Genomic DNA, 25,207 nt, shown 5'->3' with positions numbered 1-25,207 from the left:
CCCCCCCCCCGCTCTCCACAGGAAAGCGATTGACATCGTCCGTCCGCCGTTGTGTACAGGCAGGCGGGACGTGTAATTCAATTTCCGCTTTAGAATAGACCACAGCCATAATCGTAGCCTTCATCGCGACGGCCGTCGTGGCGGCCCTGCACTGCGGCATCGTCGTGTGCATCTTTCCTGAAGTGGCTGCTCCGGTGGATTGAGTTCTCGGGTTCGCACCGGAAAAAGCTCAGATGATTCGCCGTACAATCGCAATTGGATACATATCCCGGTGACTGGGTCATCGAATAGGTGGATGGAGACAGCGCCGATTTTGATTACGGGACGGACTATACCGAATGCGCGGTATTGAAACTTTTACGGCAGATGGGCGCCGAGCAGTACATGCCGTGCATATGCGTAGGCGATCTGGCCGCATCGAGAGCGCTGCGTACGGGTCTTCACCGCACGACCACGCTGAATTATGGCGGCCCCTGCTGCGATTTTCGATTCAAGAGAAACAGAGAAGCATCTCCGGGTCTTACGCTGAAGAATTTACCAGAGCACAAAAACAGGAGAATATAGAACCTGATTGTATGAGTGTTTGAATAAGCGTCATTAAAGCGATTGTATCGGCCCCGGTAATATCCTTGCTGTTTTTTACACACGATTGTAGAATGAAATCTAAGAATTAAATTTTAAACGGCCGCTGCACGAGGGGCTTTTCCCCGGGGAGAGAGGACTTGTTTCAAAGGGGGAACTGCCGATAAACGGCAGTATGCCACGTAAACTTTTTGCCGCAGGGTGACGCACTTTCCTATGGATAAAAAAATTTAAACATTCATGAGGCCGCAACAATGAAAACGCTGCGACGCATCGGAGTGGCTGTCGTCATCATACTGATTTTGCTGGCCGGCGGCACGTATATCTTCGTGAAGTCGACGCTGCCGGGCTACGAGGGGATTCTTTCGGTACCCGGTATACGGGGAAACATCGAGGTTATAAGGGACACCTACGGCATTCCCCATATTTTCGCCGGCACGAAAAATGACCTTGCCTTCGGTCTCGGTTATTCGATGGCGCAGGACAGGCTCTGGCAGATGGACATCCTGCGCAGGGTCTCGCTCGGGCGGTTGTCCGAGCTGTTCGGCGAGATCGCCCTGGAAGCGGACAGGTTCTCACGCGTCCTCGGTTTCGGCCGCGGCGCGAAGAAAACACAGGAGGGTCTCACGGCCGGGGAAAAGGAGTATCTGGAAGCGTTTCTCAACGGAATCAACCATTACATAAAGAACAAAAAGGGTGAACTGCCGATGGAATTTCGCGCGCTCGGGTACGCGCCCGAGCCTTTCACGGCGCAGGACTTGCTCGCCATAATCATGTACCAGTCGTTTCTCAACAACCACAACTGGAAATTCGAGCTCGCCCGCCTGTCTGCCCGGTCCCAATTGGGCGACAAAAGAGGGAGGGAGCTGTTTCCCGCCCTCTCCTATCATGGCCCCTACATGAGTCTCCCCGGGCATCACGCCGACGGGGAGGGAATGCCGCTGGCAATAGACGGCACCGGCAGCACGGGAGATGCGATCCCGAGGGTAAACCCCCGCGTGATCGCGGAAGTATTGAAAGCCGACTCCCTCCTGGCCGGCTACAGCGGGCTCCACAGCATGATGGTGCACAGCAACTGCTGGGCCGTTTCCGGCAGGCGCACCAGGTCAGGGAAGCCGATACTGGCCAACGACTACCACATGCCGCTGATGCTCCCTTCGCTGTGGTATCAGGCGCACCTCTGCGGGGACGGGATCGACGTTACCGGGATAACGCTTCCGGGCTTTCCTGGAATCATCGCCGGGCACAACCGGCACATCGCCTGGGGCGCGACCACCACCGGAGGCGACATACAGGACATCTATATCGAGAAGGTCAACCCCGCGAACGCCGGGGAATACCTGTACAAGGGGAGGTATGAGCCCTTCAAGGTCGTTTCCGAAAGGATATATTTAAAATCAGGCAACGGCAAAAAATACGTCGATGTAAACGTTCTCATCAGCAGGCACGGCCCCATAATCAACTCGCTGACAAAGGAACCGGTCAAGGACGGACCGCCGCTGGCACTGAGGACAGTGGACGGGGCCATGAAAGGAATAACCACCTTTTCGATGGATATCATGACGGTGAAAAACTGGCCGTCGTTCAAGAAAGCGCTCTCCCGTTACAACGCGTTCGTGTGGAACTGGGTTTACGCCGACAGGGAGGGTAATATTGGTTTCAAAGTAAGCGGGATGGTGCCCACGCGGACCAGGGGAACCGGCCTGGAGCCCGTTCCGGGATGGGACGGGGAACATGAATGGAAAGGGGTCATCCCCTTTGAAGAGCTCCCCGAGCTCTACAATCCCAGGGCGGGCTACATCGTGACGGCCAATAACGAGATATCCGATGGGCGCTACCCGTATGCAATACAACCAAGCGCCGTGGTCCTTCCATACCGGGCCATGAGGATAGAAAAACTGCTCAAATCCGGCGGGCCCGCCACCTCCGAAAGCATGAGGGAAATCCAGGCCGACACGCACTCCCTGTTCGGCCTTGAGATAGCCGGGCTTGTCATCCAGGCCGTCAAGGGCCTCAAGGCCCGGGACAGTCGAACGGAGGAACTGGCCCGGTACCTCAGGGAATGGGACGGCTCATCGGACGTGGAAAGCGTCGGGATGACCATCGCCTTCGAGGTCTTCGCCCGGGCGATGGACAATCTATTCGGAAACAAGATGGACGCGCAGCTTTACGGGGATTACAGGGACCAGATGTCGTACTCGTCGGGAATCTGCCTGCTGATGCTGCGCGGCGGTCCCTACTCGAGCTGGTATGACGACCCGGCCACGAAGAAGATCGAAGGAAGAGAAGACATTCTCGTCAAGAGCCTCAGCGACGCGGACAGGGAGCTCACCGCGTATTTCGGCGGGGACATCTCGAAATGGAAATGGGGGAAGGTCCATACGTACACGTTCAAGCACGCCCTCGGTTCCGTCGCGCCTTTCAAGTGGCTCTGGAACATCGGCCCGTTCGCCTTTCCCGGGGACATCTCGACGGTGAGGCCCGGGTTCCTCAGAAACATTTCCGAGAAACCCTATAAAGTGACCGAAGGGGCGTCTATGCGCCATGTCATTGACTTCGCCGATCTCCATAACGCGAGGTTCGTGATATCCACCGGGCAATCCGAGCGCTGGCTTTCCCCGCACTATGACGACCAGACACGGATGTGGATGGAGGTTAAGTCAATCCCCATGTGGATGGACAGGGAGGCCGTCGAGAAAAACATGAAGGCCAAACTGGTGTTTAAACCCGGAAAGTGATTTTCAATATTGAACGGCACCCATCCCCGGGCGCATGAAATTGATTTTTACTTTCCCGCCCCCGCGTGGCACACTCTCGGCGGCGTGCATGCCGTGACGGTGGGGGCGTGACAGCGCCTTCGCGGGGTTCATCATGATGCCGGGTACCGTGTACGACGTCCTCACCGACCAGCCGGTGGGGAAGGCGCAGGCCCTTCCTGCTGGCGGTCCCCACCGGCCTCGCGCCCCGGCTGCTCTTCACCACCCCCGGACTCTCCGCGGCATGAATGGATTAATTATAAGGCCCCTGTCAAGGGGCCTTTTCCAAAGAAGATGGCGATTTCTCCCGGGAGGCGAGGACATTTTTCAAAGCACGGACTTCTGATAACCGGCGGTATGCCGCGGAACTTTATGCCGCGGGGGGGCAGTTTTCTGTGTATTAAACCGTCAAGAGGCCCTTGGACTTTTAGTGGCACTGCTCCGGGCGCCGGCAGTTGAGTTTTTAGAACTTCTGGACTTCATCGAACGGTATGCGATGATGGGCCGGTGCATCGGGTTTGTCGGCGTCTTTCTCCTCGCAGCGCGCGCTTGTGGATCGAGATCGGTATGGTATTTCGCGTCGACCGTGTCCCGCAGCCGGATCAGATGCACGAGGTAGTCGTTACCGGCGCCTCCGGGCCCGAGCACGCTCGCAAGGCGGCCGCTGATCGCCATCATGATAAGCTGCATGGTTCGGAAGTCGTCCTCGGCATGCGCGTAGGCCAGGCCGAAGGCCGCGTCGGTGTCCTTTTTACCGAAGACGTGCGGCGCGCCCCGGATGTCGCGAAGGATCCGGACGCCGTGCTTTGTGGCCGGGTCCGGCGGGGCGGTCGTGCCCGGGTCTGGCGCGAAAAGCATGAGCGCACAAACAGCAAACAAAGCGGCGAGGAGTGTCATAGGTGGTTTGTTTTTATATCGTTTCTTTCGCACCCGGCGCACAATTCCTTCCGTAACACACCGATACGCAATTCGCCGGAACAGGAAAACATTCGTAATAAAACCTCCCGCATTTATTATTGCCCCGCGGCCCGCGTTAGAATGACGGGTTAAGTGTGTACATGCAGATTATCCCGTCCTGCTGGTTTATCTCGGCCCTGGTTTTTTCGCCGTCGAGCACCCTGCGCAAAAGGGCCTTCAGCTCGTCCCCTACTTCGCAAAGCAGTCTGCCCTCGAGAATCCTGCCGGCGTTTACGTCCATGTCGTCTTCCATCTTTTCAAACAGCTGGCTGGTGCTCGCGACCTTGATCACAGGCACAACCGGGTAGCCGATCGGATTGCCGCGCCCCGTCGTGAAGATCATCGCCTGGCAGCCCGCCGCGGCGATGCCGGTCATCGACTCGATGTCGTAGCCGGGGCCGTCCATTATAACCAGGCCCTTCTCGGAGGGTATCTCGGCGTAGTTGAGCACCTGATTGATCGTGGTGTTTCCCGCTTTAATGATGCATCCCAGAGACTTCTCGCGGATCGAGCTCATGCCGCCGTCCATATTTCCGGGCGCGATCACATACGAGGCCAGGGGCCCCAGAATTTCGTGCGTGCGCTTCTCCTGCGCCGCGATGCGCTCGCTGATGCCCCGCGCGATCGCCGCGTCCTTCGCCCTCCGCTCAAGGATGTGGCTCGTTCCGATCATCTCGGTCGTTTCGGTAAGGATGACTGTGCCTCCCTCGGAAACCAGCCAGTCCGCGGCAAGGCCGACGGCCGGGTTGGCCGTGACTCCCGAAAACGAGTCCGAACCCCCGCACTCCAGGCCCAGCCTGATTTCGGAAAGCGGGAACTCCCTGCGCTTCTGCTTCGCGGCCTCCGCGAGCATGCGCTTTACTATTTCGACGCCCTTCGCGGCGGCCCTTCGCGAGCCGCCCTCGTTTTGAATGTAAAAATATTCCACCGGCTTTTTGGAAAGCGAGATACCCAGCGCCAGGCCTTCCGCGCGCAGCACTTCGCATCCCAGGCCCACCACCAGCACCGCCGCAACATTCGGGTTCTTCCCCAGGTTGACGAGGGTGCGCTGGTGGATTTCCAGGTCCGCGCCTCCCCGCCCGCAACCGTGACCGTGATACATCGGCACCGCCTCCGGCACCGCGCGCGCGATTGCGGCCACCACGCCGTTGGCGCAGGCCACGGAGGGCAGCACCGCAACATGATTTCGTATGCCCGCCGGGCCTTCGGGGCGTTCGTATCCTTTGAATGTCGCCATGGCTCGATCCTCCTTTTCAGTCCCTTATCTCGAGGTTGTGCGTGTGCACCCACTCGCCCTTTCGTATCGTTTCCTTCGCGTTGCCGATCACCTCGCCGTATTTGACGATTTCGTCGCCCGGCGAAAGGTCGGAGAGCGCGATCTTGTGGCTGTAGGGCACGTCGCTATGCGCCCGTATCTCGGCGCCGTCCGGGAGGCTCGCGGCGCTTCCCGCTGCGATGTCCTCAAGGGCGATCGCGACGTTGTCCTTTTCGTTGATGATGACGACATTGGATTTCATGGCGGATTCCTCCTCTCGCTGTTTGAGCGTACAGTAAATAACAGCGCGGTAAAAAATGTTAAGAACATAACATCGCCTCCCTCTGTATTTTTTTGTCGCGTTTTATCGGAGGGGGTCTTGGCTTTCGGGGGCTTGGGAAAGCCCGGGGGTGATGACGGCCTTCGCTCATGGAACGCCCGGCGGCTTTAAGCGTTTGACAGGGTGTGGGGTTCGGGAGATAAATGCAGGGCGACCCCGGCCGGCGGGCACAGTAATTGATGGAGGATTTGTGGCGAAGGATACGGTTCAATCGCCGAAGCGCGGAAAGACGATCGATCTGCTGCGCGAGAAGGAACGCGCGGCGCGCCGCTCGCTCATCGTCGACGCCGCCGAGCGCGTATTCGCCGCCAGGTCCTTCGGCGAGGTGACGATGCGCCATATCGCGCGCGAGGCCGGGGTGTCTCCCGCGCTCATTTACCGGCACTTCCCCGACCAGCAGTCCCTCTTCGTCGAGGCATTTCTGCGGGGCGCAGATGTTATCATCGGCGAGCTCGGGCGCATCGCCGCGAAGGCCGGCGCTAATGGCGCGCTTGAAGATGCCGCCGAGCGTTTCGTCCGCTACCTCTGCGACAACGACCAGTACTTCCGAATGATGACGCACTTCATGCTCGACGGTTCGCTTGGGCCCGGGCTTGTCGAGCGGCTCAACGCGGCCGAGCGAGCGCTCCTGGACCGATTCGACGAGCTTTTCGGCGCAGCATGGAAAAAGCGCACGACGCGGCTTGCCTCCCACGCGCTTTTCGCCGCGCTCAACGGCGTGCTCATCACCTTCAGGAATTACCCCGGCCGATCGCCGCGCGAGGTGCGCCGCCACATGAGAACGCTCGCGCGCATGCTCGCGTCGGCGCTGCGCGACTCGGCGAGGAAGGCGTGAGTTTCGAAAGAGAATCTTTTATGGCCGCATCTGTCGTTATGCGCCATATATATTGCCCGAGGGCATCATGTTTTGCGCATTTATCCTCGCCGTAATCACCGCACCTCGAAAATGAGGCCGATGTTTTTCATGTCGTTTGTGCTCCGGGTATGACGAAATCGGTAAAAAATATAATCGAACCTTGAAATTATATTTTTTGATTATGGGGCTGATATCCGGGATACGGCCGGAGGATGCCATGCTTAACCCGGATCAGGAAAGCGATAAACGGGATTGTCGCGCCCGCAATTTCACCGGCATATTTTGGATAACCGCCGCGCTCCCATCCGCATCACGCCATGAAGCAGGCCGCCTGTGAAGGGATGCGTCCCCAGGAAAAGGGAATTGACCGCAGAAGGTTGTCCGGATAATATTGTAATACAATATGATATTTAGGGGGCCTGTATGATTAGCAGAATGATTCCCGTTATGCTTGGGCGGTACTCCGATTCTGATTATCTCACCCGGAAGAGGGCCCAGTATCTCTTTATCTATAATGCCTGCCTGGCCGGGGCGCTGGTCCTTATCCAGATGAGCATACTCTGGGTCAGCCTGGATCGTTTTTTTCTCCTTCTGAAGATCACCGCCCCCCTAATTACCGGCGCAGTGTTAAGTCTTTTCCTCGTTTTCCACGGTAGATATAAGACCGCTTCGGTGCTGATCATGCTTGTTTCGATGGGCGCCCTTATGGCCGGGACGGTGCTGAAATTCAATACCGATTACATTTCGTTCACCACCTGGATTTATTTTTCATACGCGCTGATCGCTTTCGGTGTGCTGTTTACCGATCGCCTGTGGCTTAGCTTGATTACCGCAGCCCTGATCGGGGTTCAGGTTTATTTCTTCGTCAAAACCCCCGGGCAGTACCCCGACCTGGACCCTCTGATGGCTAAAACTACCCTTATCGACGCCACGGCCGCGTTTGTACTCTGCTTCATCCTGATCATACTGGTCAATTCGGCGTTCAACTGGACCATCAGCCTCACGAGAGCCGACATGGAAAAGCATAAAAGTCAGCTGGAAATCATACGTAAGCTCCTTGGGATCATCAATGTCAGTTCCGAGAAACTTTCGGAATCTGCCGGGAAGATGTCGGCCACCGTCGGTGATTTCTCGCATATAGCTCAGAGTGAGGCGGCGGCGACCGAAGAGATCACCTCCGCCATAGAGGAGGTGGCGGCCAGCGTCGCCGGGGTCAGCGACGGAACGCACAGGCAGAACCATTCCCTGGGAGGCCTTTTCGGTTCGATCGGGGCAATGTCGGATATTGTGGATTCCCTGCAGTCCCAGTCCAAAACCGTTTCCAAAATATTTTCAAATATTATGGACCTGGCCGAGAGGGGAGGATCCGCGATCGGCATGCTGGAGCGTAACATTCGTTTCAATGTTGAAAGCACCGGCCAGCTCTCTTCCGTGATGGCCATGCTCGAGGACATCTTTGACAAGGTGCAGCTATTGGCGCTCAATGCTTCAATCGAGGCCGCGCGTGCGGGTGAACAGGGTCGCGGTTTCGCGGTGGTTGCCGACGAGGTCAACAAGCTCGCGGAACGTTCGATGGGCAGTTTGAAGGAAATCAATACGCTTGTCAAAATTACCGCGGAAAGGGAAAGGGATACGAATTTAAATATCGGGACTTCGATGGAAGTCCTGAGAGACATCATCGAAAATATCTCACTTCTTGAAAAGCATGGAGGCGAAATATTCGCCCTTGTCCAAACTCAAGATAAAAACCGCCGTGAAATGAAACAGATCGCCGATGTGGTCAGGACTGAGGCGGAGCACATCATAAAGGCCACAGATGAACAGAACATTGCCATTAGCGAAATCGCGAAATCGATTTCCGACATTAACCAGATGGTCCAATCGACGGCATTGAGTTCCAGCGATCTCGCGGTGACGGCAAAAGCTTTACAGTCAATGTCAGGCGAACTAAAAATGAAAATCAGGGAAATAAGCTGAAATGATCATACCACGCGGAGGTGGGCGGATATACGATCCTGCCGGATGTCAATTTTAAAAATTCGGTCATTCGACGGAAATTTGGAGGGGGGACGTTGATTCCAGGCCGGTGGTTTGTGGATGAGTGCATGCCGCATCAGTAGTTTTTGATTATTTCATCAAGAAACTGCAGTATCTCCCCCGGCATTTCGGGGAGACGGACGTTTTTTCTGCCGGGATCGAGCCCGATAAAGACCTGCTGCAGAATGTGATCGAGCACGACCGATTCGGAATTCCCGCCGTACAGCAGCTCCTTCAGGGCCGTCTCGTTGTACAGATTGCTGAAAAGCACGAGGTTTGTGACATACGAGAATATGCCGTGGACGACGAGCAGCGGGTTGCACGGCCTGAAGTCGCCGGTCTCGATGCCATCGCGGATGATCTGCAGCACCATCTCGCGCCGCTCGGGAATGATGAATTCCAGCGCCATCTTTTTTATATGCACGCCGCCATCCGCCAGCTCGTGGAAAACTATCCGGTAGTAATCGGGATCGCGTGGTTTGAGAAAAAGCCGCACGACGAGATACACCGCGATATAGAGCTTTTGCGGCGGTCTCAGTTGGAAATCCTTCAGCCGGACGATCAGGTTCTCCCGGTCCAGCTCGCCGAATATTTCCCTGAGTATGGCGGTATAGAGCGCGTCCTTGGATTTGAAATAGTAGAGCACCAGCGCCGGGTTCACCCCGGCGCGACGGGCGATCGATTCGACGCGCGATCCCGTGAGACCCCGCTCCGCGAATTCGACCTTCGCGGCTTCGATGATGCGCCCGCTCGGCGCGGTCTTCGATTTTGATTTCTGTTTCATTATTTTCTGATCTGGTCCATCAACCCGAGCAGTTGGATCTCGAGGGATTTAGATTGGGCGTAATCGGTTATGCGCAGCAGCTCGTAGTTCAGGAGCGAGTTGCGCGCCTGTATGACGAAATAAAGATCGGTCCTTCCCTGGCGATACTTGCGCTCCTCCGTCTCGAGCTGAACCAGGGCGTTGCTCAAAAGTTCGCCGTCCTGCTCCAGAATGGCTGCATAGGTCCGGATCATGCGCCGCGTTTCCGTGCAGGCCTGGGAGAGGTTCCGCTCGAAAGCCGCGGCTTCGTGCCCCCACTTTTTAATGGCGGCGCGCGTCTCCTCGACCCTGCCCCCGGCGAGGTTGTTGCCCAGCGGATAGGCGAAGACAAGCCCCGCCGAGTAGGTGTTGTAGTTGTAGGACTGGACGCTCTCGTTACGGTTAAGGTCATAGTTGCGGAGGCGATAGGAGAACATCGCGGAGAGATCGGGCAGGAGCTCGCTTTTCTCTTTTTCCAGCTTCTGTTCCAGGAGGTGCCGTGTGAGATTCAGTATACGCATCTGCCGGGTGCGCCCGATGTCGAAGGGGGAATCCGGTAGCCGGGGGACGGAAAGCCCTGTTTCAGGGGTATGGCGCGGCAGGGCCCCGGACCGGTCCTGTCCATAGTACCACCGGCTTATTTTCATACTGAGGTTTTCGAAGCGGGCTTTCTGCAGATCTCTCGCCTTGATGAATTCGATGTTCATGATACGTGTCTTGCTCAGGTCGGAGAGGTCGGCGAGCCCGTTGCGGTAGCGCTGGACGACCTGGCGGAGCAATATTCCGCTGTTGGCCACGTTCTTCTCGTAGATTGCGAGCTGGCTGTGGGAGAGGTGCCAGCTGATATACAGGCCGTAGAGGTCGGCCATGATGACCTCAACGCTCTCGTCCACGGTCTCCCGCATGATCCGGCGGTTAAGCCGCGACTGCCTGAGCGGGAAGGAGTCGACGACGCCCAGCCAGTTCCTGAGCAGGGGCTGCTGGACTTCGATGAATATATCGGGATTGTAGAGGTCCGCCGTTATGCGCTCCATCGGGAAGGGCGGCACCGTCGACGGCGCGTCCATTGTGATCCGGTTGAGGTGGTAGTCGAAGCCGCCGCGCAGGCGCGTGCCGGTATGCGGCACGTTCCACTGCAGCGCCGCGCCCGCGCTGTCGGTGGTCTGTTCGCGGATTTTGACCGACGAGTACTCGGAAAAGGGCCGGTCGTAAAGGCGGGAGTAGTGCAGGTTGAAGACGATGTCGTACACCGCACGGCTCTGCTGTTCCAGGGCCTCCGATTCCCTCAGCCGGTCCAGTTGGGCGAATATGTCGGGATTGTTCACCGTCGCCCGTTCGAGGAACTCGCAAAGCGAAAGCACCGGCTCCGCGGAGCGAACAACCCCGCCCGCGGCCAAAACGAAAAACGCAAGCATGAATGCCATAAAGGCGCGGGAAAGGAGGGGTTTCTTCACGGCGCCGCCCCCGTGCGGCCGTGTTCCTGGATTCTATCATACACGATTTTGCCGTCCATAAGGTGTATTTCGCGGGCGGCCCGGGCGGCGAAATCATTCTCGTGGGTGACAAGCATGATTGTGGCCCGGTGTTCGCGGTTTATCTTCTCAAAAATCCTGAGCACCTTTTCCCCGTTGACTGAATCAAGGTTCCCCGTGGGCTCGTCGGCGAAGAGTATGTCGGGCTCCATTAAAAGCGCCCTGGCCACCGCGACCCGCTGCTGCTCGCCGCCGGACATCTGGGACGGGTATTTGTTGGTGCAGTGTCCGAGCTCGAACTGAGAGAGGAAATCGAGCGCCCGGGAGCGCTTCTCCTTTTCCTTTCCGTATTTTCTCGCCGGCATGAGGATGTTGTCGAGTGCGGTGAGCTCCGGTATCAGGTAGTGGAACTGGAAGACGAATCCCATGCGGAGGTTGCGGAACCGGTGCAGCCTGTTTTTTTCCAGGCCGTGGATGTTCTCGCCGAAGATCCTCGCCTCGCCGGCGGTGGGATTGTCCAGTCCGCTCATCACGTAGAGCAGCGTCGACTTTCCGGACCCGGACCGGCCCGTGATGGCCACAAACTCGCCTTCTTTGACGGAGAAGGAAACGGAACGCAGCACCTCGGTGGGCGGGTCCCCGAAGTTCTTTACGAGCCTTTTGCATTCTATCGCGTTCATGGGCTACGCGGACCACCGTATTATTTCGATCGGTGAGAGCCGGCCGGCATTGCGGGCCGGGAGAAAGCTGGCTATTATCGAGGATATCAGCACGATCGAAAAGGCCTTGAGATAGATGGCCGCGTCCCAGGACATGGGCATGTGGCCCGCGCCAACGCCGATCTTGATCTGCTCGATGTAGTGGCAGGCGATCCCCCCGACCAGCATTCCAAAGAGACCCCCGCCGAGCCCGAGAATCATCCCCTGCACCAGGAAGAGGAATATTGTCTCCCCCTCGCTGAAGCCAAGGCTCCTGAGGATCGCGATCTCCCGCTTCTTCTGGTTCACGACCATGTTCAATATGTTGTAAATGCCGAAGGCGATGATCAGCATGATGGTGAAGGTCGTGGCGTTACGTACAATCCCCTGTGTCTTCAGCGTCACGCGTATGTCCTCTTTTGACTGGTCCCAGCTCTCGACCTTGTCGCTGCTCAACATCTGCCAGCGCGTGGCGGTCGCGGCCGATGCGTTGACGTCGGCCAGGCGCACCACGATGCTCGAGATTTCCCCGGGCGAGCGGGTGATCTTCTGCACCGTGGAGAGCGAAGAATACGCAAACCGGTAATCGATCTCCTTTATGCCGGTATGATATACGCTTACGATCTTGGCCTGGTACACGGTGCCGTCGGGATTGATGACGTTGACCGTTCCGTACTGATGGGCGCCGAGCCGCTTCATGAGGTCTCTGCCGATCAGAATGAGCGAATCGCCGCGGGAGATATCGTCCAGCGAGCCCTCGACGATGTCGCGTTCCATGTTGGTGACCTTCCGCTGCGTGGCCGTGTTTACTCCAACAAGCCGTACGGGATATGAAAACTTCCCGTTCGAAAAGATCACTTCCCGGATGAGCTGCGGCGAATATGCCACAACGTCGCTTTCCGCCTTGAGCCGCTCGAACCATCCCTGTATGTTCGAAAGATACGAGTTGTACACCCTGCCCGACGGGGGGCGAAGCCACCTGACCGCGGCGCCGGGGAAAAAGATGTCCTTGAAGGTTTCATCGTTGATTATGGAGTCGCGGGGGGATATCCGCACGTAGGCGTCCACGTTCACCAGGCGGTCCACAACGTAATCGCTGTAGCCGATCTGAAGGCCCGAGAAGACGATATACCCGGCCGCGCCGAGGATAAGGCCGATGAAGGTGAGGATGGTCTGGTGGGGTCTGTTCACGAGGTGGCGGATGGCCAGGTAGAGCATGTCGGTTCACCTCAACGCCCGAGGACCAGCACGTCCGTGGCCTGGATGTCGCCTTCGATCACCTCGCCCCATGCGCCGTCAATCGCCCCGATGGAGACCCTGATCTGCCGCAGTTTCCCTTCGCGATCAACGGTAATAGAGCCGTTGTTTACCGATGACAGGGGGACCAGGAGCGCGCTTTCCCTGCGCGAGACTTCTATGGCCACATCCGCCGTCATCTCCGGTAGTATCTCGGGCGGCATCCCTTGTACGTCGATGCGGGCGAGAAACTGTCCTCCGGATGGATAGACGCTCTCCACCATGCCATGCAGGAGTTTTCCTCTCAGCGTTTCGAAGCTGAGCTCCGCCTTGAGTCCCTTTTTAACCCGAAGGGCCGAATTCTGGTCCAGCGAAAGCTGCACATATTTTTTAGAGAGGTCCATGAGGGTGAGGAGCAGGACGCCCGGCATCACCACTTCACCCTCCTCGCTGTATATTCGGGTGACCGTGCCCGCGAACGGCGCGCGAACGAGCATGCCGGTATCCACCGAAGCGAGCGGCGCGTTCTTCCGGACATCCTGTCCTTCCCTTACATGCAGCTTCGTCACCGTGGTGGAGACGCCCATTTTGAGGTTGTAAACATTTTCGGACTTCACGGTGCCGAGGGCGTAGATGGCCTCAACGATCGGGCCCACGCGTGGTTTGACGCGGTTGTTGCGGTTAAAATAAGCATTGTCGCCGAGCAGGTATACGGCCGCCCCCGTCGCTGCGAGAAGCAGGACCGCAACAATGGCGATTTTTATGCGGGGTGCCGTACTCTTCAATTATCGAACACCGATCATCATAGTTAAACAGATATTCAATATTTTTAAATAAGTATTTAAATATATCCTTCGGCCATTTTCCGGTCAAGTTTTTTTATAGGAAGGTGGGCCTTTCCGATCTGACGGTTTCCGGCGGTTCCATGGCGCCCTCGATGAACCGGAATTATTTCGTTCCGAGCGGGCTTGGTGCTTTGGTACGATGTTCTTTAACCGCCAAGGCGATTCCCGCGGGCTGGGCCGCCGGATTGTGGAAGCCATATACCACGCAGGCCTAAAATAAAAAGTTTCAGGCGGCAGGGGAAGAGAGCCTGACCCTCCGCCCAAGGGCATTGAACGGCGAGCTAATTCAAAGTAAAGGGAGCGTCTTTCGTCGATCGAATACACCGCGCAATCGGGCCCGGGGGCCGTAGTAACCCCGCGGCCCCATGTACCCGTCTGAGTTTATTGCGGAAATAACTGGACCGAGCCGGTTCGCTGTCGCGATCGGGTTGAATTCATAACGGCCGTTTGCGGCGCGTTACCCGGCGGCCACCTCCGCCCCTTCCTCCACCTCCCTGAGAGCGCATTCCTGGTAGGCGTGATAGAGCCGGTGGCAGAGGCTTCCCCAGCGCCCGCAGATATCCATGGTTTCGGCATCCATGCTGAAAAGGTCGGCGCGGGCGACGCAGTCGGCGAGCTCGCGCGCCAGGTCCTTCTTCAGCGCCTCGTCGCAGTCGCCGATCGCGTCGCGCACGAAGTCCTCGGGCCGGTACCATTCGGCCGCGCGCTGAAAGTCGCGGTGTATCTGTGTGAGGAGGACGTTGCGCGGCCCCTCCCAAAGCTCGTTTACCGCCGAGTCGCGGTACAGGCGCGGCAGGTTCGAGAAATCCTCCATCACGCCGTGGCCGCCGAAGACCGACATGGCGGTCCGGATTACATCCACCGCGTCGAACGAGGCCGTTATCTTCTGCAGCATGATGAGCTCGCGCATGGCGAAGCGCCGGCGCCTCCGCTCTTCGGGCTCGTCGGCGACAAGCCCGCCCTTAAGCCCCCCTTCAAGCGAAAGGAAGTCGCGGTAAAGCCTGAACGCTCCGGCGGTCGTCCTCTTCGCCGTCCGATCAATCGCCCCGATCTGCCCGGCGAGCATGGGGAAATTCGCTATCCTGACGCCGAAGGCCTCCCGGAACTCAGCGTACCGCATCGCCTGTCGCACCGCCGCGGTCATGAAGGCCGCGGCCGAAAGCCCCACGGTGAGGCGCGAGTAGGTGAGCACGATCCCGACAACATTCGCCACGCCCCGGTCCAGCGGGCCGACGGGATACGCGCGTGCGCCGTTAAACGTAAGCTCCGCGGTGGTGAGCTCGCTTGTTCCCATCTTCCATTTGATCCGGTCGATCGTGTAACCGTTGCGCCGTTCGCGTTCTTTGTCTTCGGGAAGCCATGATGGCACGACGAAGAGTGCCACCTTCTCCGATCCCGCGGGCTTCGCCGTCACCACGGCGTAGTCGGCATGTGTGGCCGAGCAGAAAAACTTTGTGCCGTACAGGCGCCATGCATCGCCCTCCCGGACCGCCTCGAGCACGTTGGAAGGCACATCGGAACCGCCCTGTATCTCTGAGAGGTACTGCGCGCCGATTGCAAACTCGCCGTCGTTCCCTTCCGCCGTGTGGGCAAGGATATCTTTGAGCTCGGGTGTATCGGCGAACTTTCGCAATAGCTCCACCATGCCCTCGGTGCAGGTAATGGGGCATGCCACGCAGGCCTCGCCGTTCTGATAGACCAGGTACATCTTGATGAGTTTCACCCATGGAGGCGTCTTTTCCGAGAAAAGGGCTTCGCCGAAAATCTCCCGCTCCATGATCTCGGTTTCGCGCGGCCGCACGATCCGGTCGATGCGGTTTCCGTGCCCGTCATAGTGTGTCATGTAGGGGCGCTTCTCGGGAACGGCAATGGCGTCGGCGAAATCTCGCCAGCGGTACGACGCCTTCGGCGATATCGAGCGCGCGGCCGCGTCCGCTGCCGGCCACCCGTCGCCCGCGAAACGCCGCAGCGCAGACTGGACGAAGGGATCGTCCCGGTAGTAGTCCACGTCTTTTCTCCATTCAAGATATTCATTAAAGCTGTAGGGATTGTTACGGTCGGGGAGCGACATACCGCACCTCCTCTTACGTATGGTCTGCCGGCGATTTCACCGGGAACATTGAATTGATGCAGATTTTGCGAACACCGGATTCATCGTCTGTGGAGGGGAATCCACCCTGCATCCTGTCTTGTGGCAACTCTGTTGTAAATGATGTTTTGCCATGTAAACATCGTTTACATGGTCGGCAGTCTGTCAAGCGATTAAGCGCCCGATTGTGGGGGGATCCTCCCCCCGGTGCCGGCGCCCATAATGAGCCCTGGTGAAAATCCGGGAAAAACCCGCTCTATCTCATGCTTGCCCGGCAACTCCATTAAACAAATCCGATATTTGCTTGATAAGCGCGTGGTTTTATTGTATACCATGACCGCTTGGCGGGAAAGTCCAAATTGAGAAAAGACAGGCTCCATGAACGGTACCGGTAGCTACATACTCATCGCACTCGGGGTGCTGGTCGCCTACGAGGTGCTTCGTGCAATCACCATTGGCGCGGTGCGGGAACGCCTCCATCGCTCAGTGCGCGATTATCTCGACGACAACCGGGTTCGCCTCGACAAATACAAGTTCATGCAGAAGGTGATCATCAAACACGAACTCATGAACGATACCGAAGTACATCAGGGCATCATCGATCACGCGCGCGAGAAAGACGCTAAAATTCGCGATGTCCAGGGCCAGGTGGAAGGATACATAGAAGAGATTGTGCCGTTCTTCAACCTCCTCTCCTATTACAAACTGGGCTACTGGGTGGCCAACTCCTTTCTCAACATGATCTACGAAGTGGTGATCGACCGCGAAAACGCCGAGAAACTCAAGAAAATCCCTCAGGACAGCGTTGTGGTGTTCGTCATGAACCATCGCTCCAATATCGACTACATCCTCGTAGCCTACATGCTGGCCCGGCAGATATCCCTGAGCTATGCCGTCGGGGAGTGGGCCCGGGTATGGCCGCTGGAGTACATCTTCAAGTCTTTCGGGGCGTATTTTATACGCCGGTGTTATCGGGAGAAGCTCTATCACCTGGTGCTCGAAAAATACGTGCAGCTCATAAGCCTCCAGGGAGTCACGCAGGGCATCTTCCTCGAAGGTGGGCTCTCGCGCGATGGGCGACTCCGGGCGGCGAAGATCGGCATACTCGACTACATCATCGGAATTAAAAAGAAACCGGACTTTATGCGCGAGCTCGTTTTCGTTCCGGCGGCGATCAATTACGACTGGGTGCTCGAAGACCGGACCCTTATCCAGGAGTGGAAGAAGGGAAAGGAGAAAAGCGGCTTCCGCGAACACACTAAGACTCTCTTGCGCGTAATCGGCAAGGGGCCGCTGCTTCTCTTCTTCAACCTGGCGCGTTATGCGAGCGGGAGGCTCAAACAGCACGGCTCGGCAAGCGTAAGCTTCGGCGACCCGGTGTTCCTTTCGGAGTTCCTCGCCAGGGAAAAGAAAAACCTTTTCGACCTCCCCAGGGAAGCGCGGCTTGAGCGGGTGCAGCACTTCGCCGACAGTTTGCTGAACCGCATAGGGAAGGCGATACCCGTAACGCCCGTCTGCGTTACGGCGCGCGCTCTCGTGCTCCTGGGCAAGGACAAGCTCACCAGGACCGAGCTCGCCATGAAGGTGGCGGAGCTGCGGAAGAAGTGCAGGGCTAAAGGCGGGCGCCTGGTGCACGGGCGGGCCTTCGAAAGCAGCCGGAAGATCATCGACGGCATGGAGCGTGAAAAAGTGGGCCGCACCAGAGAGCTCGTGGATTTCGAGGAAGACCTGCTCGAATTCGAGCAGTCGCTCGAGACCGTGGAGGCGGCGCTCGACGTCCTTGTCCGCCGTAAAATAATTTCAATTAAAAATGGAAGACTCGTTGTCAATCCCGGCAGATCGGTGCTCCTGGAGTATTATTCAAATTCGCTCGACCGGTTGCTGGGGTGAGATCATGGGTCGTCCCGGAACGATCGGCGTCGTACTCGTCGCCGGGGTCGCCGTCCTGGCGGCGGCATGGTTGTATTTCAACCGCTCGGGAAAACATGGAGAGGACGCCGCGGTGAGAGAAATCGAAAACGGGCGGGACGGTGAATGGGTCATCCTTCTGCATGGCATATTCCGCAGTCCGCGCTCCATGGCGAAGATCGAGACGGCCCTTGCAAAGCGGGGTTACCGCGTAATCAATTTCGGTTATCCGAGCACCCGCGAATCGATAGAGGACATCGCCGAGCTGCTCCACCAGACCGTACAACAGCTTCCCCCGGAGCGAGGCAGGCTCCATTTTGTCACACACAGCCTGGGCGGTATCGTGGTGCGCTACTACCTCGCGCATTACGCGTGCCCGAACCCGGGCCGCGTGGTGATGATCGCGCCGCCAAACCGGGGCTCGACGCTCGCATCGTACCTGGGCAAATGGATGCCCTATCGCTGGGCGTTCGGCAGGGCCGGGCAGCAGGTGGCCGGCGCACCCGATTCGTATCCGCTTCTCCTTCCCCCGCCCCGCGCGGAGTTCGGCGTTATCGCGGGCGGCCTCGGTAGCGAGGTCGGAATCAACCCGTTCATTCCCGGCGATAACGACGGCACGGTGAAGGTGGAAGAAACGAAGCTGCCCGGGATGAAGGACTTCATACTTTTGAAAGGCCAGCACTCCACGCTCCTGGCGCAGCGTGCGGTGGCCGACAATGTGCTTTTTTTTCTCTCCGAAGGGAAATTTCTCCACGAGAAGTAGCCCCCGTTTACACTCATCCAGTGGAATTCAGGCAGGATCAGCATCGAAAAGAGGCGGGGACCTCTATAAATTCGTTTTTTGAAGTTACCCTGTGGGTGCAACCGCCGGTTATATCAGGACCTACTATTATTTGAATAATGAATGCCCTGATTTTTCGAGGCGCCCGGGTATTTTGCTTGACGAATATTAGATAAAACTAACATTGTGTGATAACTATATTATTGAATGGCTTATGAATGAATCCGGCCGTTCGGTGCGGGCTGGGTGATTGAAAACTGTTAAGGGAGGGCCCGGCTGCTCGGGCGCGGGCGGACAAACAAAAGGGTTGACGGGGGTCGATCGGCGGTTTCAGTGTATAGGTTCCGGAACGTGCGATGATTACAACGGCGGGTAAAATCTTCGGGAAGGATGCGCCGGCCCTGCTCAGGCGGGGTGCGGTGGTTGTGTTCCTCCTCTCGGCGATGACGTTTTTTCTGCCGCGGGAGACCTTCGACCCTCACTTTGGCGTCGGTGCGGACGTTTTCTGCAAATCCCTCTACTCGATAGGGGATGGATCGCAGGATGCGGATACTCTCGTCGATACGCATCCCGTATATATGCGGCATATTGTTTATGTGTTCGCTGTTTTACCCGCATACCCCGTTCGTGGTTCCGATCCCACAAGGGCTCCTCCCCGCTGACTCATCACCCCGATCAGTACCAAAGAGGCGAACACAGGGTCCCGAGTATGTTTTCCGGGAGAAGGCTCCAACGGCCGCCATGTGAAGTAGCCTTGCGTCATTAAATACAAGTCTTTGTATGAGACTCGATATCCTCAGGGAGTGTGAATATGTTCGAATTGATAGAAAAAGGCGGCCCCGTAATGTGGCCGATCATCGCCGGGGCCTTCCTTGGCCTGGCGATTACCGTGGAGCGTCTTCTGTATTTTTATTTCACCTCGGTTCGATATACGCTGTTCAGGCAGGCGCTGGTCGAACGGTTATCCGCCGGCCCCCTTGAAGGGCTCGATATTCTGGTTGTTCCCGAGGGCAAGGCGAAAAGGCGGGGCGAAGGCATACTTTCCCGCCTGATGGAGAGGATCGACGCGGAGCGGTGGAAGCGAAGCCCCTACGTGAAGCTGGTGCTGGTCTATATGGAAAACCTCGGCCGCGGCGCGCGATCGAGGGAGGAGGCCCTCAAGCGCACGGGATCCGAGGAGGTCGAGCGCATGGAGCGCCATATGCGCGGGCTTTCGGCCGTGGCGCATGTGGAGCCACTGCTCGGACTGCTCGGCACGGTCACCGGTATCATCAGCGCCTTCGCCGTCATCGCCGACATGGGAGGGCAGGTCGACGTCTCGTCGCTGGCGGGCGGCATCTGGGAGGCGCTCATCACCACCGTGGCCGGCCTGTCGGTGGCGATTCCCGCGCAGCTGGCCTACATGTATCTCGACAAGCTCATCTCCGAGAGGATAAACGGCATGAGTTATACCGTGACCTATCTCAACGAGCGCTTTTATGACTCGACCAACGGGTGTGAGGAGGCGTCATCCGGGCTCGATGCCATCTCCTTCGGGTCCGGTCCCGGTACGGTTGTGGAGGAGGCGGTCTGATGGAATTCATTCGCGGCAGGCGTAACGATCCGCATATCGAGCTGGCGCCGCTCATCGACATCATCTTTCAACTGCTGATTTTCTTCATGCTGAGCTCGAACTTCATCGCCCCGATGCTGAAGATGGAGCTTCCCAAGGCCCTCTTCAAGGAGAAGCTGGAGAAGGTCGATCTGGTCGTTACGGTGGACCCCAGGGGGCGGGTGTATGTCAACAAGGACCTGGTTGCGATAGAAGATCTGCAGGGGGTGCTTCAGGATCGCATGGCGAAGCTTGGAAAATACGACGTGATCTTTAAGGGGGATGTTTCCATAAGCTACGGGGCCTTTGTGGAGATACTTGATATCGCCAAGCTGGCGGGTTCCACCAGCTTCTCGGTCGAGCATGACCGTAAGAGGTAGGGGCACGCAGATGCGACTCGATCGCGAGAGAATGTTCCTCGATTTTTTAAAAGATCTCGAGAGCGGCTCGATGCTCAACCGCGTGGGAGGGATAATCCTCCTGATGACGATTGCCATCGCCGTTGTCACCGGCATCGAGTTTTCCTCACCCGAGCGGACGGTCATCGATCTTAACAGGGGGCAGGAGCAGTACCATGTGCGCAGGGTCTCCGAGATTCCCCGCGAGCTCGAAAAGGACGAGGCCGAGAAGCGAGTGGCGGAAGACAATCTTACGGCGGATGACGTCCGCCAGCGGTACGTGTCGTACCTTGTCTCCAGAATCGAGCGCAACAAGCTGTACCCCGACGATTCGCAAAAGAAGGGTCACGAGGGGATCGTGGCGGTGCGCCTGCTCGTCACCCGTAGCGGAAGCGTTAAGAAGGTGACCATCCTGCGCCCCGCCCGGTATCCGGCGCTGACCGACGCGGCCATCGCGAGCATCACCAGATCTCTTCCCTTCGAGCCATTCCCCCCGGCGCTCGCGGAGGAGGAGATGACGATCCGGCTGGAAATAAGGTTCACCCTGTGGTGAGAGGATGAAAAAAGCACTCCGACATTCGCCGTCCCGGTTCCATGCCCTTACGATCGGCGTTCTGCTGGCGTCATCACTCACCTTCGCCCTGCCGAAAGAACACTTCGACCCCCATCCCGGAGTTGGTGGAGATATTTTCTGCAAGTCTCTCACTTTCATGGGCGCCGAGTTCCAGGGGGGGCTGTTGTCGGTCATCGCGTGCTTTGTACAGGTAGATGACGTTACCGATCCATGTACGCTGCTCCCGCAAACCATGCCGGGCTGGTCGAACACCATCAGGGCACCGCCTTTCCAAACCGCTCTTCCAATACTGACGACGCGAAAAACCGACGCATAATGCCGTAAAACGGACATGATGGCAGCCATCCCGGCGGAGCGCTGTCCGAAGCGGCAATGAATTTTTAATATGGAGGATACAACGCATGAATAGAAGACGTTTGCAAAAGTTGATAATCATCGCGCTGCTCGGTGTGGCTATCTGCTTCGTATCGCCGGCGCTTATGGCGTTCGAAGTGGAAACGGAAATTGAAAAGGATCAGGCCGATAAATCCGAGGAATCGGATTCTAAAATAGTCGTAACGGGCACCAAGACGAAGAAGTTCATGAAAACCGCGCCGGTAAAAACCGATCTTATAGATCGCCAGAGGATGGAGTCCAAGGGGGCGGGTACACTTTTCGACGCGCTGAACGCGGAAACGGGGTTGCTTGCCGATAACCAGTGCCAGAATTGCGCCGCCAATACCGTGAGTATAAACGGGCTTGAGGGTAATTACACGCAGATGCTCTTTAACGGCTATCCCACATTGTCTTCGCTTGCCGGGGTGTATTTTTTACAGCAGTTTCCCGTGGAACTCGTGGACCGGGTGGAGGTCGTGCGCGGGGGGGCGTCAGCCCTGTACGGCAGCGGGGCGATCGGCGGAGTTGTCAATGTAATCACGCGCAAGCCGGTCTCTAACCAGGCGAGCCTTACCTACAAACAGGAGTTCGTCAAAGGCGACGAGGCCTTCGCGCACACGGTTTCGGGCTTTGCCTCGGCGGTGTCGCGTAACGCAAAGGCGGGCCTCGCCGTGTTCGGCTCCAAGATGGAGCGGGACGACTGGGATGCCAACGGCGACGGCTATTCGGACCTTGCGCGCACCGAAAGCAAGACCTTCGGCGCAAGCGGGTACCTCAATATCATGAAGGGGATGGAATTGTCGTATAACTTTTATTCGCTTTACGAGGACCGCAAGGGCGGAAACAATCTCGACAAGGAGCCGTTCGATTCGAATATACGCGAGCAGGCCAAGACCAACAGGGATTCCGGCGATTTCCGACTGGAGCACGAGGTGTCCGATTTATTCAGCTACGCGATCTTCGGCGCCTTCGCCCGAAGCAAGCGGCATACCTATTACGGTCCGGCCGGCGATCCGGCAGATCCGTTGAACCTCCCGGATAACGTAACCCTGTACGGCAACACCGAGAACCCCTATTTCGCCACAGGGGCGAACGCGAACATCACGCCGAGGAAAAACCACACCATTTCACTGGGCTACGAGTACACGAGCGATAAAATCGACGACGAGAATCCGGGGATGGGCCGGGAGGTCGAGGAGCATTATCAGAACCACGGAGCGTATGCCCAGTACGACTGGGGCTTAAAGGTTGTCAACCTGCTTGCCGGCGTCCGGGCCGACAAACACAGCGAGATGAACGAGATCGTCGCCGCTCCGCGCCTGAGCGCGATCCTCCGCTTCTCGGACCACCTTCGTCTTAGGGGAGGAGTGTCTGCCGGCTACAAGGCGCCGCAGGTCTTCGACGAAGACTTCCATATTGAAGTAGCCCTGGCCAGCGGGTCGGGCCACCAGCAGGTGATCATCAACAGCGAGGATATTGAAGCGGAAAAATCCATGTCGTACAGCTGCGATTTGAGCGCCGACGCGCATTTCGGGGGTTTCCTTGTGGACCTTGGGGTCGGCGGTTTCTACACCACAATAAAGGACAAGATGGAGGTCGATTACACGGCGCCGAGCTTGGTGGTGGACAATATCGATTATTTCCTGCGTGATAATGTGGACGGCACTTCGAAGGTGATAGGCGGCAATCTCGAGGCATCGCTTTCGTATAAAAATCTGCTACGCTTCAGTTTCGGGGGCACCTGGATAGCGAAGGCGGTCGTACCCGAAGAGCAGGTGTTCGATAACGACACAACGAAAGACATGCTGCGCGTTCCCGAGATGACGGCATTCACGATGCTGCAGGCTTTTTTAGGCGATCTGACCGCTACATTTTCCACACAGTACATCGGCAGTCAGAAGCTGGAGCATGATGTCGGAACGCCGCTTAACAGGCTGGAAAAGACCGATACGTTCCTGGTGCTTAATGCGCAGCTCCGGTATCGCTGGAAAATCGACGAGTACCGGCACGCTGATCTCTTCGCCGGGGTCGACAATATAAGCGATTCCTATCAGGATGATCTCGATGAAGGTGACACCAGGGATGCCGGGTATATCTATGGCCCGGTCAAACCGAGAACATATTATCTCGGCATGCGGGTCGGCATATAATTTAAACCACGCGTGCTACCGCCCGATCCCGTGCCGCCTGAGGCGGCACGGGATTATTTTTAATTATGGTGTAGGCCTTTCCCGGTAACGGGCCGTAAGGATGCGGCATCAGAAATACTCGGGCAGAATGGAGTTCAGTCGCCTGGCCTGTTTTTTGTCCCAACGCTCCTTCGCCGTGATGACGGCGTACTTCGCGGCCTCGTTGCAGGCGCAGTGGCCGATACCGGCCGCGCGCGGCACGATCGCCTTGATGAGATTGCGCGCGTTGGCCGCGTTTTTATTAAGGTTGGCCACCACCATCTCGACGCTGACGTGCTCCTCGTCCATCTTCCAGCAGTCGTAGTCGGTGCTCATGCAGATCACCGCGTAGCACAGCTCGGCCTCGCGCGCGAGCTTGGCCTCGGGAAGCGTGCTCATGTTGATGACGCCCGCGCCCCACGAGCGGTACAGGTTGCTCTCCGCGCGCGAAGAGAACGCCGGGCCCTCCATGCACACGAGCGTTTCGCCGGTATGGAGTTTCAGTCCCATCTCCGTGGCGACCGGCGCAATGATGCCGTCGAGCGAGACGCAGAACGGATCGGCGAATGCGACATGCGCGGCGATACCCTCGCCGAAAAAAGTCGATGCGCGGCCCTTTGTGCGGTCGATTACCTGCGAGGGCAGGACGAAATCGAGCGGGCGGATTTCTTCCTTGAGACTCCCGACGGCGGAGAAAGCGATGATCTTCTCGACGCCGATCATCTTGAGCGCGGCGATATTCGCCCGGTAATTGATTTCGTGGGGCAGGTGGACGTGCCCGCGCCCGTGCCGCGGAAGAAACGCGGTCCGCACCCCGCCGATCTCGGCGATGACCATCGAATCGGACGGATAGCCCCACGGGGTTCTGACGGTGGTTTCTTCGATTACCTTTATCCCGTCGATCTGGTAGAGGCCGGAACCCCCGATAATGCCTATGTTTGCCTTGGTCATGTGGTACCTCTTGGGATTTTTGGACATTGAATGATCAGCGATTATTTAATCAAGATTAATTCACGTAATCCCGGCTCGAACCACGCAGGAGACGATAGAGCGGATGTCGGCGATATTGAAGGGCTTCCTGATATAGCCGCAGGTGCGCTCGCCGCCGATCTTTTCAATCAGCTCCTCGTCCTGGTAAAGGCCGGTTATAAAGACGACCCGCGTGGACGGACGGGCCTCTCGTATTCGCCTGTAAGCGTCGACACCGGAGAGCACCGGCATCGATACGTCGAGGAATATGATATCGTACTCGTTGCCGAGGCAGAGCTCGCACGCCTCGAGGCCGTTTTGGGCGCTGTCGATCCTGCCTATGCCCATGCCCGCAAGGACGGTGGTGAGGAGGTCGCGGATGGCGGGCTCGTCGTCGGCCACGAGTACCGAGACGCACCCCGCCGGTTTCGCGACGCCGGCGTCGGAGTGATCGGTACAGCCTGAAGTGTCCGCGGCCGGTGGGGCCGGATGGCGGTGTTCCCGTTCTGCCATGTGTG

22 protein-coding genes are annotated in these 25,207 nt (G+C 57.7%); 11 read left to right on the top strand and 11 right to left on the bottom strand.

Going from position 1 to position 25,207, the window contains the following annotated elements:
• The first annotated feature begins 836 nt into the window (after positions 1 to 836).
• Entirely contained in the window at positions 837 to 3,320 is a 2,484-nt protein-coding gene (locus VLM75_10040) for a penicillin acylase family protein (GenBank protein ID HSV97260.1), read from the top strand.
• A 426-nt stretch (positions 3,321 to 3,746) separates the two neighbouring features.
• Here VLM75_10040 and VLM75_10035 read toward each other — a convergent pair whose 3' ends face one another.
• The 3 genes from VLM75_10035 to VLM75_10025 form a co-directional block, all read right to left on the bottom strand.
• Positions 3,747 to 4,268, bottom strand: coding sequence for a penicillin acylase family protein (locus VLM75_10035; protein HSV97259.1), 522 nt, complete (start codon positions 4,266 to 4,268; stop codon positions 3,747 to 3,749).
• A gap of 103 nt (positions 4,269 to 4,371) precedes the next feature.
• A complete protein-coding gene (locus VLM75_10030) occupies positions 4,372 to 5,532 on the bottom strand; it encodes a UxaA family hydrolase (GenBank protein HSV97258.1) in 1,161 nt (386 codons plus the stop codon).
• A gap of 16 nt (positions 5,533 to 5,548) precedes the next feature.
• On the bottom strand, positions 5,549 to 5,812 hold the full coding sequence (locus tag VLM75_10025) for a UxaA family hydrolase (protein ID HSV97257.1): 264 nt from the start codon (positions 5,810 to 5,812) through the stop codon (positions 5,549 to 5,551).
• A 268-nt stretch (positions 5,813 to 6,080) separates the two neighbouring features.
• Here VLM75_10025 and VLM75_10020 point away from each other — a divergent pair, with 268 nt between their 5' ends.
• Entirely contained in the window at positions 6,081 to 6,725 is a 645-nt protein-coding gene (locus VLM75_10020) for a TetR/AcrR family transcriptional regulator (GenBank protein HSV97256.1), read from the top strand.
• Between the two features lie 444 nt (positions 6,726 to 7,169).
• Entirely contained in the window at positions 7,170 to 8,723 is a 1,554-nt protein-coding gene (locus tag VLM75_10015) for a methyl-accepting chemotaxis protein (GenBank protein ID HSV97255.1), read from the top strand.
• Between the two features lie 136 nt (positions 8,724 to 8,859).
• On the opposite strand, the gene VLM75_10010 is transcribed toward VLM75_10015, so the two are convergent.
• The 6 genes from VLM75_10010 to VLM75_09985 all read right to left on the bottom strand — a co-directional run bounded on the left by VLM75_10010 (position 8,860) and on the right by VLM75_09985 (position 15,907).
• Positions 8,860 to 9,567, bottom strand: a complete 708-nt coding sequence (locus VLM75_10010) for a TetR/AcrR family transcriptional regulator (GenBank protein HSV97254.1) — start codon at positions 9,565 to 9,567, stop codon at positions 8,860 to 8,862.
• Entirely contained in the window at positions 9,567 to 11,039 is a 1,473-nt protein-coding gene (locus tag VLM75_10005; protein ID HSV97253.1) for a TolC family protein, read from the bottom strand. Before VLM75_10005 ends, VLM75_10010 begins: the two co-directional genes overlap by 1 nt.
• Entirely contained in the window at positions 11,036 to 11,737 is a 702-nt protein-coding gene (locus tag VLM75_10000) for an ABC transporter ATP-binding protein (protein HSV97252.1), read from the bottom strand. Before VLM75_10000 ends, VLM75_10005 begins: the two co-directional genes overlap by 4 nt.
• A 3-nt stretch (positions 11,738 to 11,740) precedes the next feature.
• A complete protein-coding gene (locus VLM75_09995) occupies positions 11,741 to 12,973 on the bottom strand; it encodes an FtsX-like permease family protein (protein HSV97251.1) in 1,233 nt (410 codons plus the stop codon).
• An 11-nt stretch (positions 12,974 to 12,984) separates the two neighbouring features.
• Positions 12,985 to 13,776, bottom strand: a complete 792-nt coding sequence (locus VLM75_09990) for an efflux RND transporter periplasmic adaptor subunit (protein ID HSV97250.1) — start codon at positions 13,774 to 13,776, stop codon at positions 12,985 to 12,987.
• 517 nt (positions 13,777 to 14,293) lie between these two features.
• Positions 14,294 to 15,907, bottom strand: a complete 1,614-nt coding sequence (locus VLM75_09985) for an acyl-CoA dehydrogenase family protein (GenBank protein ID HSV97249.1) — start codon at positions 15,905 to 15,907, stop codon at positions 14,294 to 14,296.
• A gap of 396 nt (positions 15,908 to 16,303) precedes the next feature.
• On the opposite strand from VLM75_09985, the gene VLM75_09980 reads away from it, so the two are divergent.
• The 8 genes from VLM75_09980 (at position 16,304) to VLM75_09945 (ending at position 23,702) form a co-directional block, all read left to right on the top strand.
• Positions 16,304 to 17,815 carry a 1-acyl-sn-glycerol-3-phosphate acyltransferase gene (locus VLM75_09980; GenBank protein ID HSV97248.1) on the top strand — a complete coding sequence of 504 codons (1,512 nt, stop codon included), beginning with the start codon at positions 16,304 to 16,306 and terminating at the stop codon, positions 17,813 to 17,815.
• A 4-nt stretch (positions 17,816 to 17,819) separates the two neighbouring features.
• Entirely contained in the window at positions 17,820 to 18,596 is a 777-nt protein-coding gene (locus VLM75_09975) for an alpha/beta fold hydrolase (GenBank protein ID HSV97247.1), read from the top strand.
• A gap of 374 nt (positions 18,597 to 18,970) precedes the next feature.
• Positions 18,971 to 19,276, top strand: coding sequence for a hypothetical protein (locus tag VLM75_09970; protein HSV97246.1), 306 nt, complete (start codon positions 18,971 to 18,973; stop codon positions 19,274 to 19,276).
• A 149-nt stretch (positions 19,277 to 19,425) separates the two neighbouring features.
• A complete protein-coding gene (locus VLM75_09965; GenBank protein HSV97245.1) occupies positions 19,426 to 20,187 on the top strand; it encodes a MotA/TolQ/ExbB proton channel family protein in 762 nt (253 codons plus the stop codon).
• Complete coding sequence (locus VLM75_09960; protein ID HSV97244.1) at positions 20,187 to 20,585, top strand: biopolymer transporter ExbD; 399 nt, start codon at positions 20,187 to 20,189, stop codon at positions 20,583 to 20,585. Before VLM75_09965 ends, VLM75_09960 begins: the two co-directional genes overlap by 1 nt.
• 10 nt (positions 20,586 to 20,595) lie before the next feature.
• Complete coding sequence (locus VLM75_09955) at positions 20,596 to 21,156, top strand: energy transducer TonB (GenBank protein HSV97243.1); 561 nt, start codon at positions 20,596 to 20,598, stop codon at positions 21,154 to 21,156.
• Positions 21,157 to 21,160: 4 nt separating this feature from the next.
• Positions 21,161 to 21,493, top strand: a complete 333-nt coding sequence (locus VLM75_09950) for a hypothetical protein (protein HSV97242.1) — start codon at positions 21,161 to 21,163, stop codon at positions 21,491 to 21,493.
• 85 nt (positions 21,494 to 21,578) lie between these two features.
• Positions 21,579 to 23,702 (top strand): TonB-dependent receptor, encoded by a 2,124-nt coding sequence (locus tag VLM75_09945; GenBank protein ID HSV97241.1) that lies wholly within the window; start codon positions 21,579 to 21,581, stop codon positions 23,700 to 23,702.
• Between the two features lie 108 nt (positions 23,703 to 23,810).
• On the opposite strand, the gene mtnP is transcribed toward VLM75_09945, so the two are convergent.
• Both mtnP and VLM75_09935 read right to left on the bottom strand, forming a co-directional pair.
• Positions 23,811 to 24,671, bottom strand: coding sequence for an S-methyl-5'-thioadenosine phosphorylase (gene mtnP / locus VLM75_09940; GenBank protein ID HSV97240.1), 861 nt, complete (start codon positions 24,669 to 24,671; stop codon positions 23,811 to 23,813).
• A gap of 60 nt (positions 24,672 to 24,731) precedes the next feature.
• On the bottom strand, positions 24,732 to 25,202 hold the full coding sequence (locus tag VLM75_09935; protein HSV97239.1) for a response regulator: 471 nt from the start codon (positions 25,200 to 25,202) through the stop codon (positions 24,732 to 24,734).
• Positions 25,203 to 25,207: the final 5 nt, after the last annotated feature.

Source organism: Spirochaetota bacterium, from assembly GCA_035477215.1.
In the GTDB taxonomy this organism is placed as follows: domain Bacteria; phylum Spirochaetota; class UBA4802; order UBA4802; family UBA5368; genus MVZN01.
This window is presented reverse-complemented; position numbering and strand designations above follow the sequence as displayed.

What these genes read in the sequence shown, in the direction of transcription:
- VLM75_09980 (HSV97248.1), top strand. Translation starts at nt 16,304, where the DNA reads ATGAACGGTACCGGTAGCTACATACTCATCGCACTCGGGGTGCTGGTC.
- VLM75_10025 (HSV97257.1), bottom strand. Translation starts at nt 5,812, where the DNA reads ATGAAATCCAATGTCGTCATCATCAACGAAAAGGACAACGTCGCGATC.
- VLM75_09965 (HSV97245.1), top strand. Translation starts at nt 19,426, where the DNA reads ATGTTCGAATTGATAGAAAAAGGCGGCCCCGTAATGTGGCCGATCATC.
- VLM75_09955 (HSV97243.1), top strand. Translation starts at nt 20,596, where the DNA reads ATGCGACTCGATCGCGAGAGAATGTTCCTCGATTTTTTAAAAGATCTC.
- VLM75_10015 (HSV97255.1), top strand. Translation starts at nt 7,170, where the DNA reads ATGATTAGCAGAATGATTCCCGTTATGCTTGGGCGGTACTCCGATTCT.
- VLM75_09935 (HSV97239.1), bottom strand. Translation starts at nt 25,202, where the DNA reads ATGGCAGAACGGGAACACCGCCATCCGGCCCCACCGGCCGCGGACACT.
- VLM75_10010 (HSV97254.1), bottom strand. Translation starts at nt 9,567, where the DNA reads ATGAAACAGAAATCAAAATCGAAGACCGCGCCGAGCGGGCGCATCATC.
- VLM75_09975 (HSV97247.1), top strand. Translation starts at nt 17,820, where the DNA reads ATGGGTCGTCCCGGAACGATCGGCGTCGTACTCGTCGCCGGGGTCGCC.
- VLM75_09960 (HSV97244.1), top strand. Translation starts at nt 20,187, where the DNA reads ATGGAATTCATTCGCGGCAGGCGTAACGATCCGCATATCGAGCTGGCG.
- VLM75_09950 (HSV97242.1), top strand. Translation starts at nt 21,161, where the DNA reads ATGAAAAAAGCACTCCGACATTCGCCGTCCCGGTTCCATGCCCTTACG.
- VLM75_09995 (HSV97251.1), bottom strand. Translation starts at nt 12,973, where the DNA reads ATGCTCTACCTGGCCATCCGCCACCTCGTGAACAGACCCCACCAGACC.
- VLM75_09945 (HSV97241.1), top strand. Translation starts at nt 21,579, where the DNA reads ATGAATAGAAGACGTTTGCAAAAGTTGATAATCATCGCGCTGCTCGGT.
- VLM75_10040 (HSV97260.1), top strand. Translation starts at nt 837, where the DNA reads ATGAAAACGCTGCGACGCATCGGAGTGGCTGTCGTCATCATACTGATT.
- VLM75_09970 (HSV97246.1), top strand. Translation starts at nt 18,971, where the DNA reads ATGATTACAACGGCGGGTAAAATCTTCGGGAAGGATGCGCCGGCCCTG.
- mtnP (HSV97240.1), bottom strand. Translation starts at nt 24,671, where the DNA reads ATGACCAAGGCAAACATAGGCATTATCGGGGGTTCCGGCCTCTACCAG.
- VLM75_09985 (HSV97249.1), bottom strand. Translation starts at nt 15,907, where the DNA reads ATGTCGCTCCCCGACCGTAACAATCCCTACAGCTTTAATGAATATCTT.
- VLM75_10030 (HSV97258.1), bottom strand. Translation starts at nt 5,532, where the DNA reads ATGGCGACATTCAAAGGATACGAACGCCCCGAAGGCCCGGCGGGCATA.
- VLM75_10000 (HSV97252.1), bottom strand. Translation starts at nt 11,737, where the DNA reads ATGAACGCGATAGAATGCAAAAGGCTCGTAAAGAACTTCGGGGACCCG.